The sequence below is a fragment of the Mangrovicoccus sp. HB161399 genome, from assembly GCF_013184745.1.
Lineage (GTDB): Bacteria > Pseudomonadota > Alphaproteobacteria > Rhodobacterales > Rhodobacteraceae > Mangrovicoccus.
Window position 1 is genome coordinate 35863 of sequence record NZ_JAATVU010000018.1, and the last position, 16746, is coordinate 52608.

The 16746-nt window shown below is 67.1% G+C and carries 15 protein-coding genes; 10 read left to right on the forward strand and 5 right to left on the reverse strand.

Annotation, left to right across the window (positions count from 1 at the left end):
• Positions 1–49 precede the first annotated feature (49 nt).
• From cyoD to cyoA, 4 genes are read right to left on the reverse strand one after another with little or no spacing between them, the layout of a single operon-like run.
• On the reverse strand, positions 50–448 hold the full coding sequence (cyoD, locus tag HCC78_RS12315) for a cytochrome o ubiquinol oxidase subunit IV (RefSeq protein ID WP_172329077.1): 399 nt from the start codon (positions 446–448) through the stop codon (positions 50–52).
• Positions 448–1095 carry a cytochrome o ubiquinol oxidase subunit III gene (cyoC, locus tag HCC78_RS12320; protein ID WP_371743820.1) on the reverse strand — a complete coding sequence of 216 codons (648 nt, stop codon included), beginning with the start codon at positions 1093–1095 and terminating at the stop codon, positions 448–450. Before cyoC ends, cyoD begins: the two co-directional genes overlap by 1 nt.
• A complete protein-coding gene (gene cyoB / locus HCC78_RS12325) occupies positions 1092–3092 on the reverse strand; it encodes a cytochrome o ubiquinol oxidase subunit I (protein ID WP_172329078.1) in 2001 nt (666 codons plus the stop codon). Before cyoB ends, cyoC begins: the two co-directional genes overlap by 4 nt.
• Positions 3092–4168, reverse strand: a complete 1077-nt coding sequence (gene cyoA, locus HCC78_RS12330; RefSeq protein ID WP_371743821.1) for a ubiquinol oxidase subunit II — start codon at positions 4166–4168, stop codon at positions 3092–3094. The genes cyoB and cyoA overlap by 1 nt, the downstream gene beginning before the upstream one ends.
• Before the next feature lie 590 nt (positions 4169–4758).
• Here cyoA and HCC78_RS12335 point away from each other — a divergent pair.
• The 10 genes from HCC78_RS12335 (at position 4759) to HCC78_RS12380 (ending at position 15866) form a co-directional block, all read left to right on the forward strand.
• Positions 4759–5523, forward strand: coding sequence for an SDR family NAD(P)-dependent oxidoreductase (locus tag HCC78_RS12335; RefSeq protein WP_172329080.1), 765 nt, complete (start codon positions 4759–4761; stop codon positions 5521–5523).
• Positions 5524–5537: 14 nt separating this feature from the next.
• Positions 5538–6305, forward strand: a complete 768-nt coding sequence (locus tag HCC78_RS12340; RefSeq protein WP_172329147.1) for a crotonase/enoyl-CoA hydratase family protein — start codon at positions 5538–5540, stop codon at positions 6303–6305.
• An 83-nt stretch (positions 6306–6388) separates the two neighbouring features.
• Positions 6389–7429: a TRAP transporter substrate-binding protein gene (locus tag HCC78_RS12345; RefSeq protein WP_253949150.1), complete on the forward strand. Its 1041-nt coding sequence runs from the start codon at positions 6389–6391 to the stop codon at positions 7427–7429.
• A 4-nt stretch (positions 7430–7433) separates the two neighbouring features.
• Positions 7434–7973 carry a TRAP transporter small permease gene (locus HCC78_RS12350; protein WP_172329082.1) on the forward strand — a complete coding sequence of 180 codons (540 nt, stop codon included), beginning with the start codon at positions 7434–7436 and terminating at the stop codon, positions 7971–7973.
• The gene (locus HCC78_RS12355) at positions 7973–9295 is read left to right on the forward strand and encodes a TRAP transporter large permease (RefSeq protein WP_172329083.1); all 1323 of its coding nucleotides are present in this window, start codon (positions 7973–7975) and stop codon (positions 9293–9295) included. Before HCC78_RS12350 ends, HCC78_RS12355 begins: the two co-directional genes overlap by 1 nt.
• Positions 9296–9304: 9 nt before the next feature.
• Positions 9305–9778, forward strand: a complete 474-nt coding sequence (locus HCC78_RS12360; RefSeq protein ID WP_172329084.1) for a MarR family winged helix-turn-helix transcriptional regulator — start codon at positions 9305–9307, stop codon at positions 9776–9778.
• Positions 9779–9789: 11 nt separating this feature from the next.
• Positions 9790–11604 (forward strand): feruloyl-CoA synthase, encoded by a 1815-nt coding sequence (locus tag HCC78_RS12365; protein WP_172329085.1) that lies wholly within the window; start codon positions 9790–9792, stop codon positions 11602–11604.
• 58 nt (positions 11605–11662) lie between these two features.
• Positions 11663–12538: an amidohydrolase family protein gene (locus tag HCC78_RS12370; protein ID WP_172329086.1), complete on the forward strand. Its 876-nt coding sequence runs from the start codon at positions 11663–11665 to the stop codon at positions 12536–12538.
• A gap of 99 nt (positions 12539–12637) precedes the next feature.
• Entirely contained in the window at positions 12638–14287 is a 1650-nt protein-coding gene (locus HCC78_RS12375) for a tannase/feruloyl esterase family alpha/beta hydrolase (protein ID WP_172329087.1), read from the forward strand.
• Positions 14288–14291: 4 nt separating this feature from the next.
• On the forward strand, positions 14292–15866 hold the full coding sequence (locus tag HCC78_RS12380; protein WP_172329088.1) for an acyl-CoA dehydrogenase family protein: 1575 nt from the start codon (positions 14292–14294) through the stop codon (positions 15864–15866).
• Positions 15867–15869: 3 nt separating this feature from the next.
• Here HCC78_RS12380 and HCC78_RS12385 read toward each other — a convergent pair whose 3' ends face one another.
• Entirely contained in the window at positions 15870–16721 is an 852-nt protein-coding gene (locus HCC78_RS12385) for a helix-turn-helix domain-containing protein (protein WP_172329089.1), read from the reverse strand.
• Positions 16722–16746 lie beyond the last annotated feature (25 nt).

A 16746-nucleotide genomic window follows, 5' to 3' on the forward strand; every position in this document is an offset into this window, starting at 1 on the left:
CCAGCGGCGGGGCGGGCGCGATGCGGCAGCGCTTGCGTTCATGGCCGCCTCACTCGTGCGACGCGCCGTGGGCGCCGTGCTCGGCCCCCGCGGGCAGCGCAGGCAGGGCGCCCATGTTGTCCTGCGTCATCGGCATCATGTTGGCGTTCATGTTGTGCATGACCCAGAGCGAGCCTGCCAGCACGATGGCCAGGATGACGACGGCGAAGATGGTCGCCGAGAAGGTCCAGCCCTCTTCGGTGGAGCGCTTCAGGTGCAGGAAGTACACTAGGTGCACGATGATCTGCACCGCGCCGAGCCCCATGATGATCCCGATCGTGACCGACGGATCCCAGGAAGGCTCCATCATCACGATGCCGAAGGGGATCAGCGTCAGGATGCCTGCCAGCGCGAAGCCGGTCATCAGGCTGTTGAAGGTGCCGTGGCTGTTTTCGTGGTGTTCGGACATCAGACGAGCCTCACGAGATAGACGAAGGAGAACACCCCGATCCAGATCAGGTCGAGGAAGTGCCAGAACATGCTGAGCGTGCCCAGGCGGCGGGTGTTGGACTCGTTGAGGCCGCCCTTCCACTTGAGCTGGGCCGCGAGCGTGGCCATCCAGACGAGGCCGAAGGTCACGTGCAGGCCGTGGGTGCCGACCAGCAGGAAGAACGACGACAGGAAGGCCGACCGGTCGGGACCGGCGCCGATATGGATCAGGTGGCGGAATTCATAGAGTTCCATCCCGATGAAGAGCAGGCCGAAGACGGCGGTGATGCCCAGCCATTTCAGCAGCCCGTCCACGTCGCCCTTGTCGGCGCGGAGCATGCCCATGCCGAAGGTGATCGAGGAGAACAGCAGGAACGCGGTCTCGAGGAAGACGAAGCCCGGCTCGAACAGGTCCTTCGGTCCCGGTCCGCCCGCGAAGCTGTTGCCCAGCACCGCGTAGGTGGCGAAGAGGGTCCCGAAGATGATGCAGTCGCTCATCAGGTAGATCCAGAACCCGATGGGGGTCGGGCTGGCGTGATGGGCGTGGTCGGGGTGGTGGTCCGGATGGTGCTCGGGGCCTTCCGGACCCTTGATGGGTCCGGTCATTGGCGTGTCGATCATGGTCATGCGAGCGCGTCCTTGGCTTCGGTTGCCTCGACATCCTTCGCGGGGATGTAGAAGTCGCGGTCATAGTTGAAGGTGTGGGCGATGCCGTAGGCGACGCAGCCGAGGAAGCTGACGATGGCCAGCCACCAGATGTACCAGATCATCGCGAAGCCGAAGATCGTGGCCATGACGGCCAGGACGAAGCCCGACGACGTGCTCTTCGGCATGTGGATGTCGTGGTAGTGGCCGGACCACTTGAAGCCGTCCTGCTTCATCTTCCAGAACATGTCGCGGCCGGTGACCTGGACATCCTCGGGGAAGTTGTACGGAGCCACCGGCGACTGGGTTGCCCAGTCCAGCGTGCGCGCGTTCCACGGATCCGGGCCGCAGGCCAGGGCCTTGCGGTTCTTCACAGAAACGAAGCCGCCGATGAAGCCGCAGGCGATGCCGCCGAGGATCAGCACCGCGCCGAAGACGGCGACGATGAAGTAGATCTGCCAGGCGGTGTCCATGTAGGCGTTCATCCGGCGGGTCACGCCCATCAGCCCGAGCGCGTAGAGCGGCATGAAGGCGAAGTAGAAGCCGACGAACCAGAGCCAGAAGCTGCGGCGCATCCAGGTGTCGTCCAGCTTGAAGCCGAAGGCCTTCGGCCACCAGTAGCTGACTGCGGCATAGACGCCGAAGACGACGCCGCCGATGATTACGTTATGGAAGTGCGCAATCAGGAACAGCGTGTTGTGCAGCTGGAAGTCGACCGGGGGAACGGCCAGCAGGACGCCGGTCATGCCGCCGATGGTGAAGGTGACGATGAAGCCGATGGTCCAGAGCATCGGGGTCTCCAGGCGGACCGAGCCCTTGTACATCGTGAAGATCCAGTTGAAGACCTTCACCCCCGTCGGCACCGCGATGATCATCGTGGTGATGCCGAAGAAGGCATTCACGTTCGCGCCCGAACCCATCGTGAAGAAGTGGTGCAGCCACACGACGAAGCTCAGCACCATGATGCAGGCGGTGGCCCAGACCATGGTCTTGTAGCCGAAGATCGGCTTGCCCGAGAAGGTCGCGACGATTTCCGAGAACACGCCGAAGATCGGCAGGATCAGGATGTAGACCTCGGGGTGGCCCCAGATCCAGATCAGGTTGACGTACATCATCGCATTCCCGCCCATGTCATTGGTGAAGAAATGCGTGCCGATGTAGCGGTCGAGGGTCAGCATGGTGAGCGTGGCGGTCAGCACCGGGAAGGCCGCGACGATCAGGAAGTTGGTGCAGAGCGTGGTCCAGGCGAAGATCGGCATGTCGAACAGGCGCATGCCCGGCGCGCGCATCTTCAGGATCGTGGCGACCATGTTGATGCCCGACAACGTCGTGCCGATGCCCGCGATCTGCAGCGACCACAGGTAGTAGTCCATCCCCGGCCCGGTCGAGAAGCTCGCCCCCGACAATGGCGGGAAGGCCAGCCAGCCCACGCGGGCGAATTCGCCGACGAAGAGCGACAGGTTGACGAGGATCGCGCCCGCAACGGTCATCCAGAAGGAGAAGTTGTTGAGGAACGGGAAGGCCACGTCGCGCGCGCCGATCTGCAGCGGCATGACGTAGTTCATGATCCCGGTGATGAAGGCCATCGCCACGAAGAAGATCATGATCACGCCGTGCGCCGTGAAGACCTGGTCGAAATGGTGCGGCGGCAGGTAGCCTTCGGCGCCGCCGGCCGCCATGGCCTGCTGGGCGCGCATCATGATCGCGTCGGCGAAGCCGCGCACGAACATGATGAAGCCGAGCGCCATGTACATGATGCCGATCTTCTTGTGGTCGATCGTGGTGACCCAGTCACGCCAGAACGGACCCCAGAGACGGAAGTAGGTCATCAGGATCAGGACGGCGAGGCCGCCGAGCGCGACCGCCGCGAAGGTGCCGACCAGGATCGGCTCGTGATAGGGGATCCAGTCCCAGGTCAGCCGCCCGAAGAGCGGCGTCCAGGTTTCCGGGGGAGATTGGTGAAGGGCTTCGGTTGCCATTAGTTTTGCTCCGGGGTCGTGCGGCACAGCGCGTCCGGATCGGACACCAGCATGGCCAGGAGGTAAGCGTCGTCGACGTCCGACATATTGCGCGCGCTCAGGTCATCGGAGGAGATGAGGTTGCCGAAGCCGTCGATGGCGCGCTGGTGGTCGTATTCGAAGAGCGGTTCCAGAGCGATGCCGTCGAGGCCGCCGCCGCCCTGTTCGTCGATCATCATCATCTGGTCGATGCAGGCCTTGCCGTCCTCGACGCACATGCCGCGGATGCGGTCGAACAGGCCGTCGGCAACGGAGGCATAGTAATGCACCGGCTCGTCGATCGTGGGTTTCTCGAGTTCCAGGTAGGACTGGCGGCTCAGGTCGCCGCCTTCGGCGCGGACCTTCCCGACCCAGGCGTCGAAGTCGCCCTGCTCCATCGACAGAGTGTCGAAGGTCATCCAGGAGAAGCCCGGACCCGAATAGTGCGCCGAGCGCCCGGCGAAGGTGCCGGTCTCGTCGGCGATCAGGTGGAGCTTGGTCTCCATGCCGGTCATCGAATAGATCATGCCGCCGAGCGCCGGCACCGAGAAGGTGTTCATCACGGTGGAGGAGGTCAGGCGCAGGTTGATCGGGCGGCCCTCCGGAACGGCCAGCTCGTTGACCGAGGCGACGCCGTATTCCGGATAGATGAAAAGCCATTTCCAGTCGAGCGACACGGCTTCGACCTCGACCGGCTCCGCGGCAACGTCGAGCGGGCGGTACGGGTCGAGCTTGTGGGTGTATTCCCAGGTCAGCCAGCCCAGAATGACGATGATGACGATCGGGCCGCCCCAGACGATGGCCTCGAGCTTGTTGGAATGGGAGAATTCGGGTTCGTAATCCGACTTGTCCTCGCGGTCGGCACTGTACTTCAGGGGGAAGTAGACGGCCATGAAGATGACGGGAACGATGACGACGAGCATCAGCAGGGTGGAGATCACCAGCAGATCGCGTTGTTGCGCCCCGACCCAACCGGCCGGGAGCAACACGTCGTACTTGCACCCGGACAGGGTGGCGGCCGCGACGGCCAGCAGGACGGTTTGCAGGAGAGTTTTCACACGTACCTCTCGGTTTTGGGTCGAGAGGTCATCGCTGGGTGATCCTCTCGCAAGGAAACACAGGCACGTCCCGAAGGACGAGCCGGTAATGGGCGCGGCGATACGCGTGGCCCGCGGGTGGCCGTAGGTGTCACGGCGTCGCATTTGCTGCAACCGCAAAACACATTCTATCCGGTTGATGCAAATTCACTTTCCCGGGAAGGATCCTGCACTGCAGCATGATCCCGGCATAGGGTGCTGAAAGTTTCCAAGATTAACAATGCACAAGTCGGCCAAGCTGGCTTGATGCCGCGGACGGAATTTTCCGGATCACATTTTCCGTGAGGACGGGGCCGCCGGATTGAAAGGCCGCAAAGCCATCCCATGGGCGCATGGCGGATTTCCGCTCAGCGCAAGGCTGCCTTCCCCTCGCGGTTGATCCCGCGGACGCGGGCACAAGTCGAGTCGCATGCCCCTCCGTCACCCGCCCGTCTGCCGCGGGCCGGAACCCGCACATGGCTCCGCCCGCCCATTTCTGTTCTTGGCGCCACTTGTTGATTGACAGAACAATCATGATGGGGAATTGTTTTGTTCAAGAGGGAGGAGACTCGATGCAGATCGACGGAGCTGTGGCGCTGGTGACAGGCGCCGGCAGCGGGCTCGGCGCGGCCACCGCGAAGAGGCTTGCTGAATGCGGCGCGAAAGTGGCCGTTCTGGACAGGAGCAGGGAGGCCGCGGAAGCCGTTGCCGCGGAAACCGGCGGGCTGGCCTTTGCCGCCGACGTGACGGACGCGGGCGCGCTCGAGGCGGTCTTCGCCGAGCTGTCCTCCAAGTGGTCCTCCCCCCGCATTGCCGTATCCTGCGCCGGGATCGGCACGGCCAGCCGGATCCTGCCGCGCGACGGCAGCCTCACCCTCGACGTCTTCGAAAAGACAATCAAGGTGAACCTGATCGGCACCTATGCCGTCATGAACATCGCCGCCCGCGCCATGGCGGCCGCCCAGCCGCTCGATGCCGACGGCACCCGCGGCGTGATCGTCAACACCGCCTCGGTCGCCTTCGAGGACGGCCAGATCGGCCAGGCCGCCTATTCCGCCTCCAAGGGCGGAGTCGCCTCGATGACACTGCCGGCAGCGCGCGAACTCGCCCGCTTCGGCATCCGCGTCATGGCCATCGCGCCCGGGCTTTTCGAGACCGCGATGAGCGCCGGACTGACCGACGAGATGCGCGCCGAGATCACGAAAAACGTGCCCTTCCCCGCGCGGATGGGCCTGCCGGACGAATATGCCCATCTCGTCCAGTCGATCGTCGAGAACCAGATGCTGAACGGCTCCGTCATCCGCCTGGACGGAGCAGCGAGGATGCCGCCGAAATGAAGAAGGAAACCCCCATGGCCGATGACATGCTGAAGGTCGAAATCGACGGCGCGGTCGCCACGCTGACGATGAACCGCCCCGCCAAGCGCAACGCGATGTGCGACGAGCTGATGGACCTGATCGACGGGTTCTTCCGCGCCCCGCCCGAAGGCGTGCGCGTGGCGATCCTGACCGGGACGGAAGGGCACTACTGCTCGGGGCTCGACCTCTCCGAGCATGTCTCGCGCGATGCCGAAGGCACGATGCGCCACAGCCGCAACTGGCACCGGGTGATGGAGACGATCCGCTATTCCGGCCTGCCGGTGATCTCGGCGATGTTCGGCGCGGTGATCGGCGGCGGGCTGGAGATGGCCTGCGCAACCCATGTCCGCATCGCCGAGCCCTCCACCGTGTTCCAGCTGCCCGAGGGGATGCGCGGCATCTTCGTCGGCGGCGGCGCGACGGTCCATGTCGGCCGCATCATCGGCGCCGACCGGATGTGCGAGATGATGCTGACCGGGCGCAAGTTCGGCCCCGAGGACGGCTTCATGCTGGGGCTGGCCCATTACATCGTGGGCGAGGGCGAGGCGCTGCCGCTCGCGCGGAAGCTCGCGGCGAAGATCGCCAAGAACGCCACGCTGTCGAACTACATGATGATCCAGGCGATCAGCCGGATCGACGACATGAGCCGGTCGGACGGCCTGTTCGCGGAGAGCCTCTGCGCCGCGGTCAGCCAGACCAGCCCGGATGCCGAGGAAGGGCTGAAGGCCTTCCTCGAGAAGCGCGCCCCGGTGTTCCGCTAGGGCCTGCCAGGCCTTTCCGCCGGAGGGAGAGCGGCGGAAGGGCAAAAGACGGAAAAGACGGTCATTTTCAGGGAGGAACCATGATGACCAGACTGACCCGCCGTGCCGCGATGACCGCGATGGGCGCCGCCCTTGCCACACCCGCCTTCCTGCGCCGCGCGCAGGCGGCCGAGGTGACGCTGAGGCTGCACCACTTCCTGCCCGGCGTCGCGCCGATGCAGAGCCAGTTCTTCGAGCCCTGGGCGCAGGAAATCTCCGACGCCTCCGGCGGCGCGATCGAGATCCAGATGTTCCCGTCCATGCAGCTCGGCGGCAAGCCCCCGCAGCTCGCCGACCAGGTCCGCCAGGGCATCTGCGACATCGCCTGGACGCTTCCCGTGTACACGCCGGACCGCTTCCCGGTCGCGGAAACCATGTCCCTGCCCTTCATGGTCCGCAATGCCGAGAAGACCTCGATCGCGATGGACCAGCTGATGCAGGAATTCGGCGGCGGCGAGTACAGGGGCATGAAGCCGCTCGCCTTCCACACCCATGACGGCGGCAAGCTGCATACCCGCGGCAAGGCGATCGCCAGCCAGGCCGACATGCAGGGCATGCGCCTGCGCGCGCCGAACCAGGCGACCGGCGACCTCCTGTCGGGCCTGGGCGCCGAGACCGTGTTCTTCCCGGTCACCGAAATGGTCGTGGGCCTGTCGAACGGGCTGATCGACGGCTGCTGCCTGCCCTACGAGGTGGTCCCGGCCTTCAAGCTGCAGGAGCTGACCCAGTTCTCCGCCGCCCCCGCCCCGGGCGCCCGCGGCCTCTACACCAACACCTTCGCGCTCCTGATGAGCGAGCGGACCTACGACCGGATGTCGCCCGACCTGCAGAAGGTGATGGACGACGCCTCCGGCCCGCAGCTCAGCCAGCGGATCGGCGCGCAGTTCGACAAGTTCGAGGCCTTCGGCAAGTCCAAGGTCGAGGAACAGGGCAACGAGATCGTCGAGATCCCGGCGGAGGAGATCGCCAAGTGGCAGGAGATGGCCCAGCCGATCTACGACGCCTGGGTGTCGAAGCTCGACGATGACGGGCTCGACGGCACCGCCGTGCTGAAGCGCGCCAACGAACTTCTGGACGCGGCCTGATCCGATGGCAGAAAGCCTGCACTCTCCGCTGGAGCAGGGGGGGCATTCCCCCCTGTTCCGCGGCCTCCACGCGCTCTGCACCTTTTCGGCGGGGCTCGGCGGGGTGGCGATCTTCGGGGCGGCGGTCTTCGTCACCCTGTCGGTCGTGCTGCGCTCGGTGGGCATCGGCGGCATCCGCGGCGATTTCGAGCTGGTGGAGCTGGTCTGCGCCGCCTGCGCCTCGCTGTTCCTGCCCTTGTGCCAGCTGACCCAGGGCCATGTGATGGTCGATCTCTTCACTGCCTGGCTGCCCGCGCGGCTGCAGCGGCGGATGGACGGACTGTGGATGGCGGTCTTCGCCGTCGGCTGGGGCCTGGTCTGCTGGCGTCTCAGCGTCGGCCTCGGCGAAATGCATGACTACGGCGACCGCACCATGCTGCTGAAGGCTCCCGTCTGGTGGGTCTACGTCCCGGCCGTCTTCGGCACCGCGCTGGCCTCGCTGGTCGCGCTTCTCATGGCGCTGCCGCGCCTGTCCTCGGTTTTCCGCGTCCTGGAGTCCGGCTGATGGATCCCGTCACCATTGCCCTGATCATGGTGGTCGTCCTGCTGGGGCTGATCTTCCTAAGGATGCCTATCGCGCTGGCGATGGGCGCCGTGGGCGCGGTAGGCTACATGGTCCTGGCCTCGCCCTACGCGCTGATGGCCTACATGAACACAGCCTGGGTGGACAAGTTCATGTCCTACGAGCTCGCCATCGTGCCCTTGTTCATCCTGATGGGCCACCTGGCCACCCGCACCGGCATCTCGGGCGCGATCTTCTCGGCCTCGAATGCCTGGATCGGCCACCTGAAGGGCGGGCTCGCCATGGCCTCGGTCATGGGCTGCGCGATGTTCGGCTCGATCTCGGGTTCCTCGCTGGCCACCGCCTCGACCATGGCCAAGGTCGCGCTGCCAGAGATGAAGAAGCACGGCTATTCCGGCGCGCTTTCTTCCGGCTCGCTGGCCGCGGGCGGCACGCTGGGCATCCTGATCCCCCCGTCGGTCGTCCTCATCATCTATGCGCTGCTGACCGAGCAGAACATCGTCAAGCTGTTCCTCGCCGCCACCATCCCCGGCACGCTGGCCGTGATCGGCTTCTGCACCGCCATCGCCATCTATGTCCGGCTCTTCCCCGAGGAAGGCCCGACCCATGAAAAGGCCGACATGGCCACGCGGCTGCGCGCGCTGAAGGACATCTGGCATGTCGTCGCCATCTTCGTGATCGTGCTGGGCGGCATCTACGGCGGCATCTTCACCCCTGCCGAGGGCGCCTCGGTCGGCGTGACGCTGACGCTGGCCTTCGGCATCCTCAAGGGCGGGCTGACGCCGCGGATCGTGATGGAATGCCTGATCGAGACCGCCGCCTCCACCGCGATGATCTTCGCCATCGTCTTCGGCGCGGACATCTTCAACGTGGCGCTGGCGCTCAGCCGCATGCCCGCCGAGGTCGCCGCCTATTTCTCGGCGGCCGACATCGCGCCGATGGTCATCCTGATGGCGATGATCGCCTTCTACCTGGTGATGGGCTGCGTCATGGACAGCCTGTCGATGATCCTCTTGACCGTGCCGGTGTTCTTCCCGACGGTCATGGCGCTGGATTTCGGGCTGCTGCCCGAGCAGCAGGCAATGTGGTTCGGCATCATCACCCTCGTGGTGGTGGAGATCGGGCTGATCACCCCGCCGGTGGGGATGAACCTCTTCGTCATCTCGTCGATGGCGCGGGACATCCCGATGAAGGCGATCTTCGCCGGCACCGTACCCTTCATCATGGCCGAGGCGGTGCGCATTGCGCTTCTCGTCGCGGTGCCGGGCTTCAGCTTCTGGCTGGTCGACCTGGTGGCAGGATAGGAGCGAGACATGGCAGATCCGCCCCCCCTTCCCCGCGCCGCGGACATCCCCGCGGACGAGAACCTCCGGCAGTTCGCGGGCTACAACATGAAGCGTGCCTACCTTCTGGTGCGCGAGGACATGAACCGGACGCTGGAGCCGCTGGAGCTTCGCACGGCGACCTTCTCGGCGCTGGCCATCATCACCGAGAACCCCGACATCACCCAGACCCAGCTGTCCCAGGCGATGAGCATCGACCGCTCGGGCGTGGTGGTGATCGTCGACCAGCTCGAGGAGGCCGAGCTGATCTCGCGCGGGCGGGTGCCGGGGGACCGGCGCTCCTACGCGCTGCGCGCCACGATCCAGGGGCGCAAGAAATGGAAAGAGGCGGAACAGGCTGTCCGGGCCCACGAGGCGCGGCTGTTCTCGGCACTGACTGCAGAGGAGCAGTCGCTGCTGGGAGACCTGCTCCGGAGGATCACCGACAGCAACCGCGAGGGCTGAGGGAGGAAATGATGAAGGACATGGCTACGGGACTGAGCATGGTCCCGCATGACGTCGCGATGGAGCATCGCGGGGACGATATCGTGCTGACCACCCGCGTGCCGATGGACGAGGTGGTCGCCCATACCGGAGTCTGGCTGCACCGCTGGGCGAACTACACGCCCGACCGGGTCTTCCTGGCCGAACGGGCGGGAGAGGGCTGGCGCGAGCACGGCTATGCCGAGGTGCTGGAGATGGTCCGCGCGCTCGCCTCCGGCCTTCTGGCCCGCGGGATGGGACCGCATACCCCGATCGTCATCATGTCGGGCAACGGCGTCGACCACGCGCTGCTGAGCTTCGCCGCGCAATATGTCGGCGTGCCGACCGTGCCGCTGGCCGAACAGTATTCGCTGATCGAGGAAGCGCATGGCCGGCTGGTCTACGTGCTCGACAAGATCCGCCCCGCCATGGCCTTCGTCGACGATGCCGGCCTCTATGCGAAGGCGCTGGCCCTGCCGCAGCTCGAGGGCGTCGAGATCGTCGCCGCGAAGACCGCGGGCGCGCCCTGCAAGGTGACGCCGCTGGCAGAGCTGATGGCGGGCGGTGCCTCCGCCGATCTGGAGGAGGCGCATCTGAAGGTCGGGCCGGACACGGTCGCCAAGGTGCTGTTCACCTCGGGCTCCAGCTCGGATCCGAAGGGCGTGCTGACCACGCAGAAGATGATGTGCGCCAACCAGGCGCAGATGTCCTCGGTCCTGCCCTTCCTGAAGGACCGGCCGCCGCGGATCACCGACTGGCTGCCCTGGAACCACGTCTTCGGCGGCTCGCACAACACCAACATGATGCTGGCCCATGGCGGCACGATGCGGATCGACCACGGCAAGCCGACCAAGCGCGGCTTCGGCACCACGCTGGAGAACATCCGCTCGCATCCGGGCACGCTGAGCTTCAACGTGCCGGTCGGCTATTCGATGCTGGTCCATGCGATGGAAGGGGACCGCGCGCTGCGCGAGGCCTTCTTCGGCGATCTCGACCTGATCTTCTATGCCGGCGCCTCGCTGCCGCAGCCGGTCTGGACCCGCCTGGAGGAAATGGCGATGGAGATCCGCGGGCGGCTGCCGCTGATGATCTCCTCCTGGGGGATGACGGAAACCGCGCCGGCCACGATCATGCTGCACGAGAATGTCGGCCGGTCCGGCATCATCGGCGTGCCGCTGCCCGGCACCGAGGTCAAGCTCAGCCCCGACGAGGACATGCGCTGCGAGCTGCGCGTCCGCGGCCCGAACGTCATGCAGGGCTACTGGGACGACGCGACGAAGACCGCCGCGGCCTTCGACGAGGACGGCTTCCTGGTGACCGGCGACGCGGTGAAGTTCGTCGATGCCGCCGACCCGGACCGCGGGCTCGTGTTCGACGGCCGCGTCTCGGAGGATTTCAAGCTGACCACCGGCACCTGGGTGCAGGCCGGGAAGCTGCGGCTCGACACGCTGGAGGCGATGCGCGGGCTGGTGCAGGACGTGGTGATCTGCGGCCATGACCGGGGCGAGATCGGGCTTTTCATCTTTCCGCGCGCCGACCACGTCGATGACGGCAACAGCTCCGAAGGGGCAGTGATCGACGGACACCTGCAGGCGGAGATCGAGGCGGTGATGCGCGAAATGGAGCGCAAGGCGACCGGCAGCGCCAAGAAGATCACCCGCGCCCTGATCCTGGCGGAGCCGCCCTCGCTGAAGGACGGCGAGGTGACCGACAAGGGCAGCCTCAACATCCGCAAGATCATGACGCGCCGCGCCGATCTGCTGGAACGGCTCTACGACAATGAGGATCCGGCGCTCATCCGCGTCTGATCCCCATCCCTGCCCCGGTCCTCCCCCGGGGCAGGCCCAAATTCCACGAGGACGAACCATGGTCGATTTCTCCACCATCCGCGCCATCGACTTCCACACCCATGCCGAGGAAGCCTGCGGCTGCCATGACGATGACGGCTATGACGAGCTGCAATCGACCATGGCGAAATACTTCGGCGCGCCCTGGGCGCATCCGCCGACCATCCCGCAGACCGCCGCCCATTACCGAGAGCAGAACATCGCCGCCGTCATCTTCCCGGTCGATGCCGAGCGCGAGACCGGATACCGCCGCTACTCGAACTACGAGGTCGCCGATCTCTGCGCCGAGCATTCCGACATCCTCATCCCCTTCGCCTCGATCGATCCCGCCAAGGGCAAGCTCGGGGCGCGCGAGGCGCGGGATCTGGTCGAGAACCACGGCATCCAGGGCTTCAAGTTCCATCCCACGATGCAGGGCTTCTATCCGAACGACCGCAATGCCTACGTGCTCTACGAGGCGATCGCCGAGAGCGGCAAGCCGGCGCTGTTCCATACCGGGCAGACCGGGGTCGGCTCGGGGATGCGGGGCGGCAACGGCATGCGGCTGAAGTATTCGAACCCGATGTACATCGACGATGTCGCGGTGGATTTCCCGGACATGCCGATCATCCTGGCACATCCGAGCTTCCCCTGGCAGGAGGAGGCGCTGTCGGTCGCGACCCACAAGCCCAACGTCTATATCGACCTCTCGGGCTGGTCGCCGAAGTACTTCCCGCCGATCCTGGTGCGCTACGCGAACACGCTGCTGAAGGAGAAGATGCTGTTCGGCTCCGACTGGCCGATGATCGCGCCGGAGCGCTGGCTCGGAGCCTTCGAGAAGGCGGAATTCCGCGACGAGGTGCGGCCGCTGATCCTGAAGGAGAACGCGATTCGCCTGCTCGGCCAGGCGGCGTGATCTGACGGACAAGTCCGGGAGGGGGCAGATCCCCCCTCCCGGACCCTCCCCCGCCGCGGAGGAGCGGAGCGGGGGCAAATGACGAGGGAGGATAATCCGATGAAGCGCATCATTCTGGGCCTGACCACCGCGCTCGTGCCGGTTTCGGCGATGGCCATGGACTGCGGAGGGCTGACCGCGGAAGCGCTGGGGCTCCAGGGCGTGCGGGTGACCGCCGCCGAGCCTGTCGCGCCCGGCGAGGAGAGCCCGGTCGCCATCTGCCGGGTCCGCGGCACCATGGCGGAGCGCACCGGCACCGACGGCCATGCCTATGCTCTGGATTTCGAGCTGTCGCTGCCCGAGGACTGGAACGGCAACTATGTCCACCAGTTCAACGGCGGCAATGACGGGGCGGTCAAGCCCGCCACCGGCGCGCTGAAATCCGGCACCGGCGAGACCAGCCCGCTGGCCCATGGCTATGCGGTCGTGTCGTCGGATGCCGGCCATGACGGCAAGGCCTTCGGCGCATTCGGGCTGGCAGGCGGGGCCGCCTTCGGCTTCGACTTCGAGGCGCGGCAGATGTACGGCTACAAGGCCGTCGCGCTGCTCGACCCGGTGGCGCGCAAGGCAGTCGAGGCCTTCTACGGGCGCGGGATCGACCATGCCTACGGCATCGGCTGCTCCAACGGCGGGCGGCACGCGATGGTCGCGGCCGCGAGGATGCCCGGCGCCTTCGACGGACTCCTGATCGGCGCGCCGGGCTTCAACCTGCCCAAGGCGGCGCTGCAGCATGCCTGGGACGTGCAGCAATTCATGCCGGTCAGCGGGTCGCTCGCCACCGCCCTGACTGTCGAGGACCAGGCCACAATCGGCGCCGCGGTCCGCAGGGCCTGCGACGGGCTTGACGGGCTGGAGGACGGACTGGTGTCCGACACCGCCGCCTGCCAGGCCGCCTTCGATCCCGGCACACTGGCCTGCGGCGATGACGGCACCGCCTGCCTCGCCCCGGAAAAGCTCGCCGCGCTGAAGGCGGTGCATGACGGGCCGCGGGCCGCGGACGGCACGCCGCTCTATGCGCAGTGGTCCTGGGATGCCGGGATCGAGGCGAAGGACTGGCGGATGTGGAAGCTGGAAAGCCCGATCCCGCCCTGGGGCCACCGGCCGATCATCGCGACGATGGGCGCGGCCTCTCTGGCGCAGGTCTTCACCGTGCCCCCGGCCGAGGTCGAGGGCACGCCCGAAGCGCTGGAGTCCTTCCTGATGTCCTTCGACCTGGCCGGCGAGGCGGACCGCATCTTTGCCACGTCGGACGCCTTCCCGGAAAGCCCGATGCAGGTGATGACGCCGCCCGGATCGGACGATCCCGAGCTGGCCGCCTTCCGCGATGCGGGCGCCAAGATGATCCTGTTCCACGGCGTGTCGGACCCGGTCTTCTCGGTCAACGACACCGCGGACTGGTACGTGAAGCTCGACGCGAACAATGGCGGCCGCGCGGCGGAGTTCGCGCGCTTCTACCCGGTGCCGGGGATGAACCATTGCGACGGCGGACCGGCAGCGGAGGGGTTCGACCTCTTCGCCGCGCTCGAAACCTGGGTCGAGGAAGGATCGGCGCCGGAGGCCGTGGAAGCCGTGGCCCGCGAGGCCAATGACGAACTGCCCGAGGGGCTTGCCCCCGGCGCCACCCGCCTGCTCTGCCCCGCCCCGCAGGTCGCCCGCTACCAGGGCGGCGCGGCGGACCGGGCCGGCAGCTTCGCCTGCACCGAGGAGTGAGACCATGATCCCCTTCGCCGCCCCCGTCGACGACATCCTCTTCTGTCTGCGCCATGTCGCCCGCGCGCCGGACTTGCCCGGCTGGGACGCGGAGCTGGCGGAGGGGATCCTCACCCATTTCGCCAGCTTCGCCGAGGGCGTGATCGCGCCCTTGGACGAGCCGGGCGATGCCCAGGGCTGCCGGCTCGAGGACGGGCGGGTGAAGATGCCCGACGGGTTCCGCGAGGCCTATGCCCAGCTGGTCGAGGGCGGCTGGCAGGGGCTGACGGCGCCCGAGGCGCATGGCGGCATGGAGGTCGACCACCTCACTGCCGCGAGCGTGTCCGAGATCTTCTCGGGCGCGTGCCATTCGCTGCAGATGATCTGCAACCTCGTGCCGGGCACGATCTCGACGCTGCTCGCCTATGGCTCGGCGGCACAGCAGGAGGCCTGGATCCCGCGCCTGGCCGCGGGCGAGCTCCTGGGCACGATGTGCCTGACCGAGCCCGGCGCCGGATCGGACCTGTCGCGCATCCGCACCAAGGCGCGGCGCGAGGGCGACAGCTGGCGGATCGAGGGCGAGAAGATCTTCATCTCCGGCGGCGACCAGGACCTGTCGGAGGGCATCCTGCACCTGGTGCTGGCCCGGACCGGCGCGCCGGAGGACGGGATCAAGGGGCTGTCGCTGTTCCTCTGCCCCTCGGATGACGCGGAGGGCCGCAACGCCATCGCAGTGACGCGGATCGAGGAGAAGCTGGGGCTGCATGCCTCGCCGACCTGCCAGATGGCCTTCGACGGCGCGCGGTCCGAACTGGTGGGCCAGGAAGGCGCCGGGCTGATGGCCATGTTCACCATGATGAACCATGCGCGTCTGGACGTCTCGCTGCAGGGCGTCGCCCATGCGGCGCGCGCCTTCCAGGTGGCCGATGCCTATGCGGCGGAGCGGATGCAGGGTCGAAAGCCCGACGGCAGCCCGGCGGCCCTGTCGGACCACCCGGACGTGCGGCGGATGCTGGACGAGCAGCGGGCGCTGGCGCTCGGCGCGCGGGCCATGGCGATGATCGCCTTCGTGGCGATGGAGCGCGGGGACAGAGGGCCGCTGGTCGATTTCCTGACCCCGGTCTGCAAGATGTTCTGCACCGATGCGGGCATCCGCGCGGCCGATCTGGGCATCCAGGTGCTGGGCGGCTACGGCTACCTGACCGAATACCGGGTCAGCCAGACCTGGCGCGACGCGCGGATCACCTCGATCTACGAGGGCGCGAACGGCATCCATGCCCTGAGCACCGCCACGCGCGGGCTGAAATCCCCGGCCGGGGCCGAGGCCTTCGCCGCGCTGGTGGCGGATCTGGGCGCGGGCGTGCCGGAGGTCGCCGCGCTGGCAGCGCTCTGGCAGGCGAAGCGGGCCGAGGTCGTGGCCGCGCCCGCCCCGGCGGAGCTGGCACATGACTTCGCGCAGATGACCGGCGACCTGTTCTGGCGGGCGGTCTGGGCGCGGATCGCGGCGGTCGCGGACGCAGCGGGACCGGACGCCGATAACCTGCGGCGGATCGCCGGAACGGTGCTGCGCCGCCCGGTGCCGATGCCCCTGGCCGCCTGAGGCTCAGGAGACGAAGCGCGCGCGGTAGGCGGTGGGCGTCTCCCCCGTTACCGCGCGGAAGCGGCGCGAGAAATAGGGCGGGTCCTGGTAGCCGAGGCGGAAGCCGATATCGGCCACCGGCAGCTGGGTGAAGGCGAGGAGGCGGCAGGCCTCGGTCATCACCGCGGCATCCAGATGGGCCCCCGCCCCGCGTCCCGCCGCCTCGCGGCAGAGCCGGCCGAGATGTCCCGGCGTGACCGACAGCGCGGAGGCATAGTCGGCCAGCTTCCAGCCTTCGGACATGTGGCGCGCGATCAGCGCCTCGAAACGGGCGACCTGCCGTTCCGCCGCCGTGGCCGGGCGCGCGCCGCCCTCGCCGCCGAGTTCCGCCATCCGCACCAGCACGGCCTGCGCCAGCGCGATCAGCATCGGCGCGCGGAACAGGCCGCTTTCGCCGAAGCGGCGCACGAAGCTGCCGACCAGCCCGGAAAGTTCCGGCTCGGTCTCCACGATGAAGGGCCGCGACAGCTGCCGCGCCAGATCCCCCTGGCCCGGCGCCGCCGCCTTCAGCACCGGCAGCGGGAAGGACAGCACCTGTCCCGCCGTGCCGTCGACGAATTCGAAGCCGTGGACCACCTGCGCGGGCACGAATAGTGCCTGCCCTTCCGCCATCTTGCGGTGCTCCCGGTCCAGAAGGACCCGTGCCGCGCCCGCCTCGATCAGGAAGACCTGCGCCATGCCGCCGTGGCGGTGCGGCGCAATCGACCAGCCATAGCGGGGCGCACGGTCGCGGATCGCCTCGCAATGGACGACATCGGGAAAGCCGCCTGTTTCCCCGAAAAGATCGAATTCAGGTATCTGGTTTTGCGCCGTCATGCACGGATCGTACCAGCGATCCCCC

Coding starts and splice junctions, on each gene's coding strand:
- HCC78_RS12370 (WP_172329086.1), top strand. CDS start 11,663: ATGGTCGATTTCTCCACCATCCGCGCCATCGACTTCCACACCCATGCC.
- HCC78_RS12350 (WP_172329082.1), top strand. CDS start 7,434: ATGGCAGAAAGCCTGCACTCTCCGCTGGAGCAGGGGGGGCATTCCCCC.
- HCC78_RS12335 (WP_172329080.1), top strand. CDS start 4,759: ATGCAGATCGACGGAGCTGTGGCGCTGGTGACAGGCGCCGGCAGCGGG.
- HCC78_RS12340 (WP_172329147.1), top strand. CDS start 5,538: ATGGCCGATGACATGCTGAAGGTCGAAATCGACGGCGCGGTCGCCACG.
- HCC78_RS12345 (WP_253949150.1), top strand. CDS start 6,389: ATGACCAGACTGACCCGCCGTGCCGCGATGACCGCGATGGGCGCCGCC.
- cyoB (WP_172329078.1), bottom strand. CDS start 3,092: ATGGCAACCGAAGCCCTTCACCAATCTCCCCCGGAAACCTGGACGCCG.
- HCC78_RS12385 (WP_172329089.1), bottom strand. CDS start 16,721: ATGACGGCGCAAAACCAGATACCTGAATTCGATCTTTTCGGGGAAACA.
- cyoD (WP_172329077.1), bottom strand. CDS start 448: ATGTCCGAACACCACGAAAACAGCCACGGCACCTTCAACAGCCTGATG.
- HCC78_RS12355 (WP_172329083.1), top strand. CDS start 7,973: ATGGATCCCGTCACCATTGCCCTGATCATGGTGGTCGTCCTGCTGGGG.
- HCC78_RS12365 (WP_172329085.1), top strand. CDS start 9,790: ATGAAGGACATGGCTACGGGACTGAGCATGGTCCCGCATGACGTCGCG.
- HCC78_RS12380 (WP_172329088.1), top strand. CDS start 14,292: ATGATCCCCTTCGCCGCCCCCGTCGACGACATCCTCTTCTGTCTGCGC.
- cyoC (WP_371743820.1), bottom strand. CDS start 1,095: ATGACCATGATCGACACGCCAATGACCGGACCCATCAAGGGTCCGGAA.
- HCC78_RS12375 (WP_172329087.1), top strand. CDS start 12,638: ATGAAGCGCATCATTCTGGGCCTGACCACCGCGCTCGTGCCGGTTTCG.
- HCC78_RS12360 (WP_172329084.1), top strand. CDS start 9,305: ATGGCAGATCCGCCCCCCCTTCCCCGCGCCGCGGACATCCCCGCGGAC.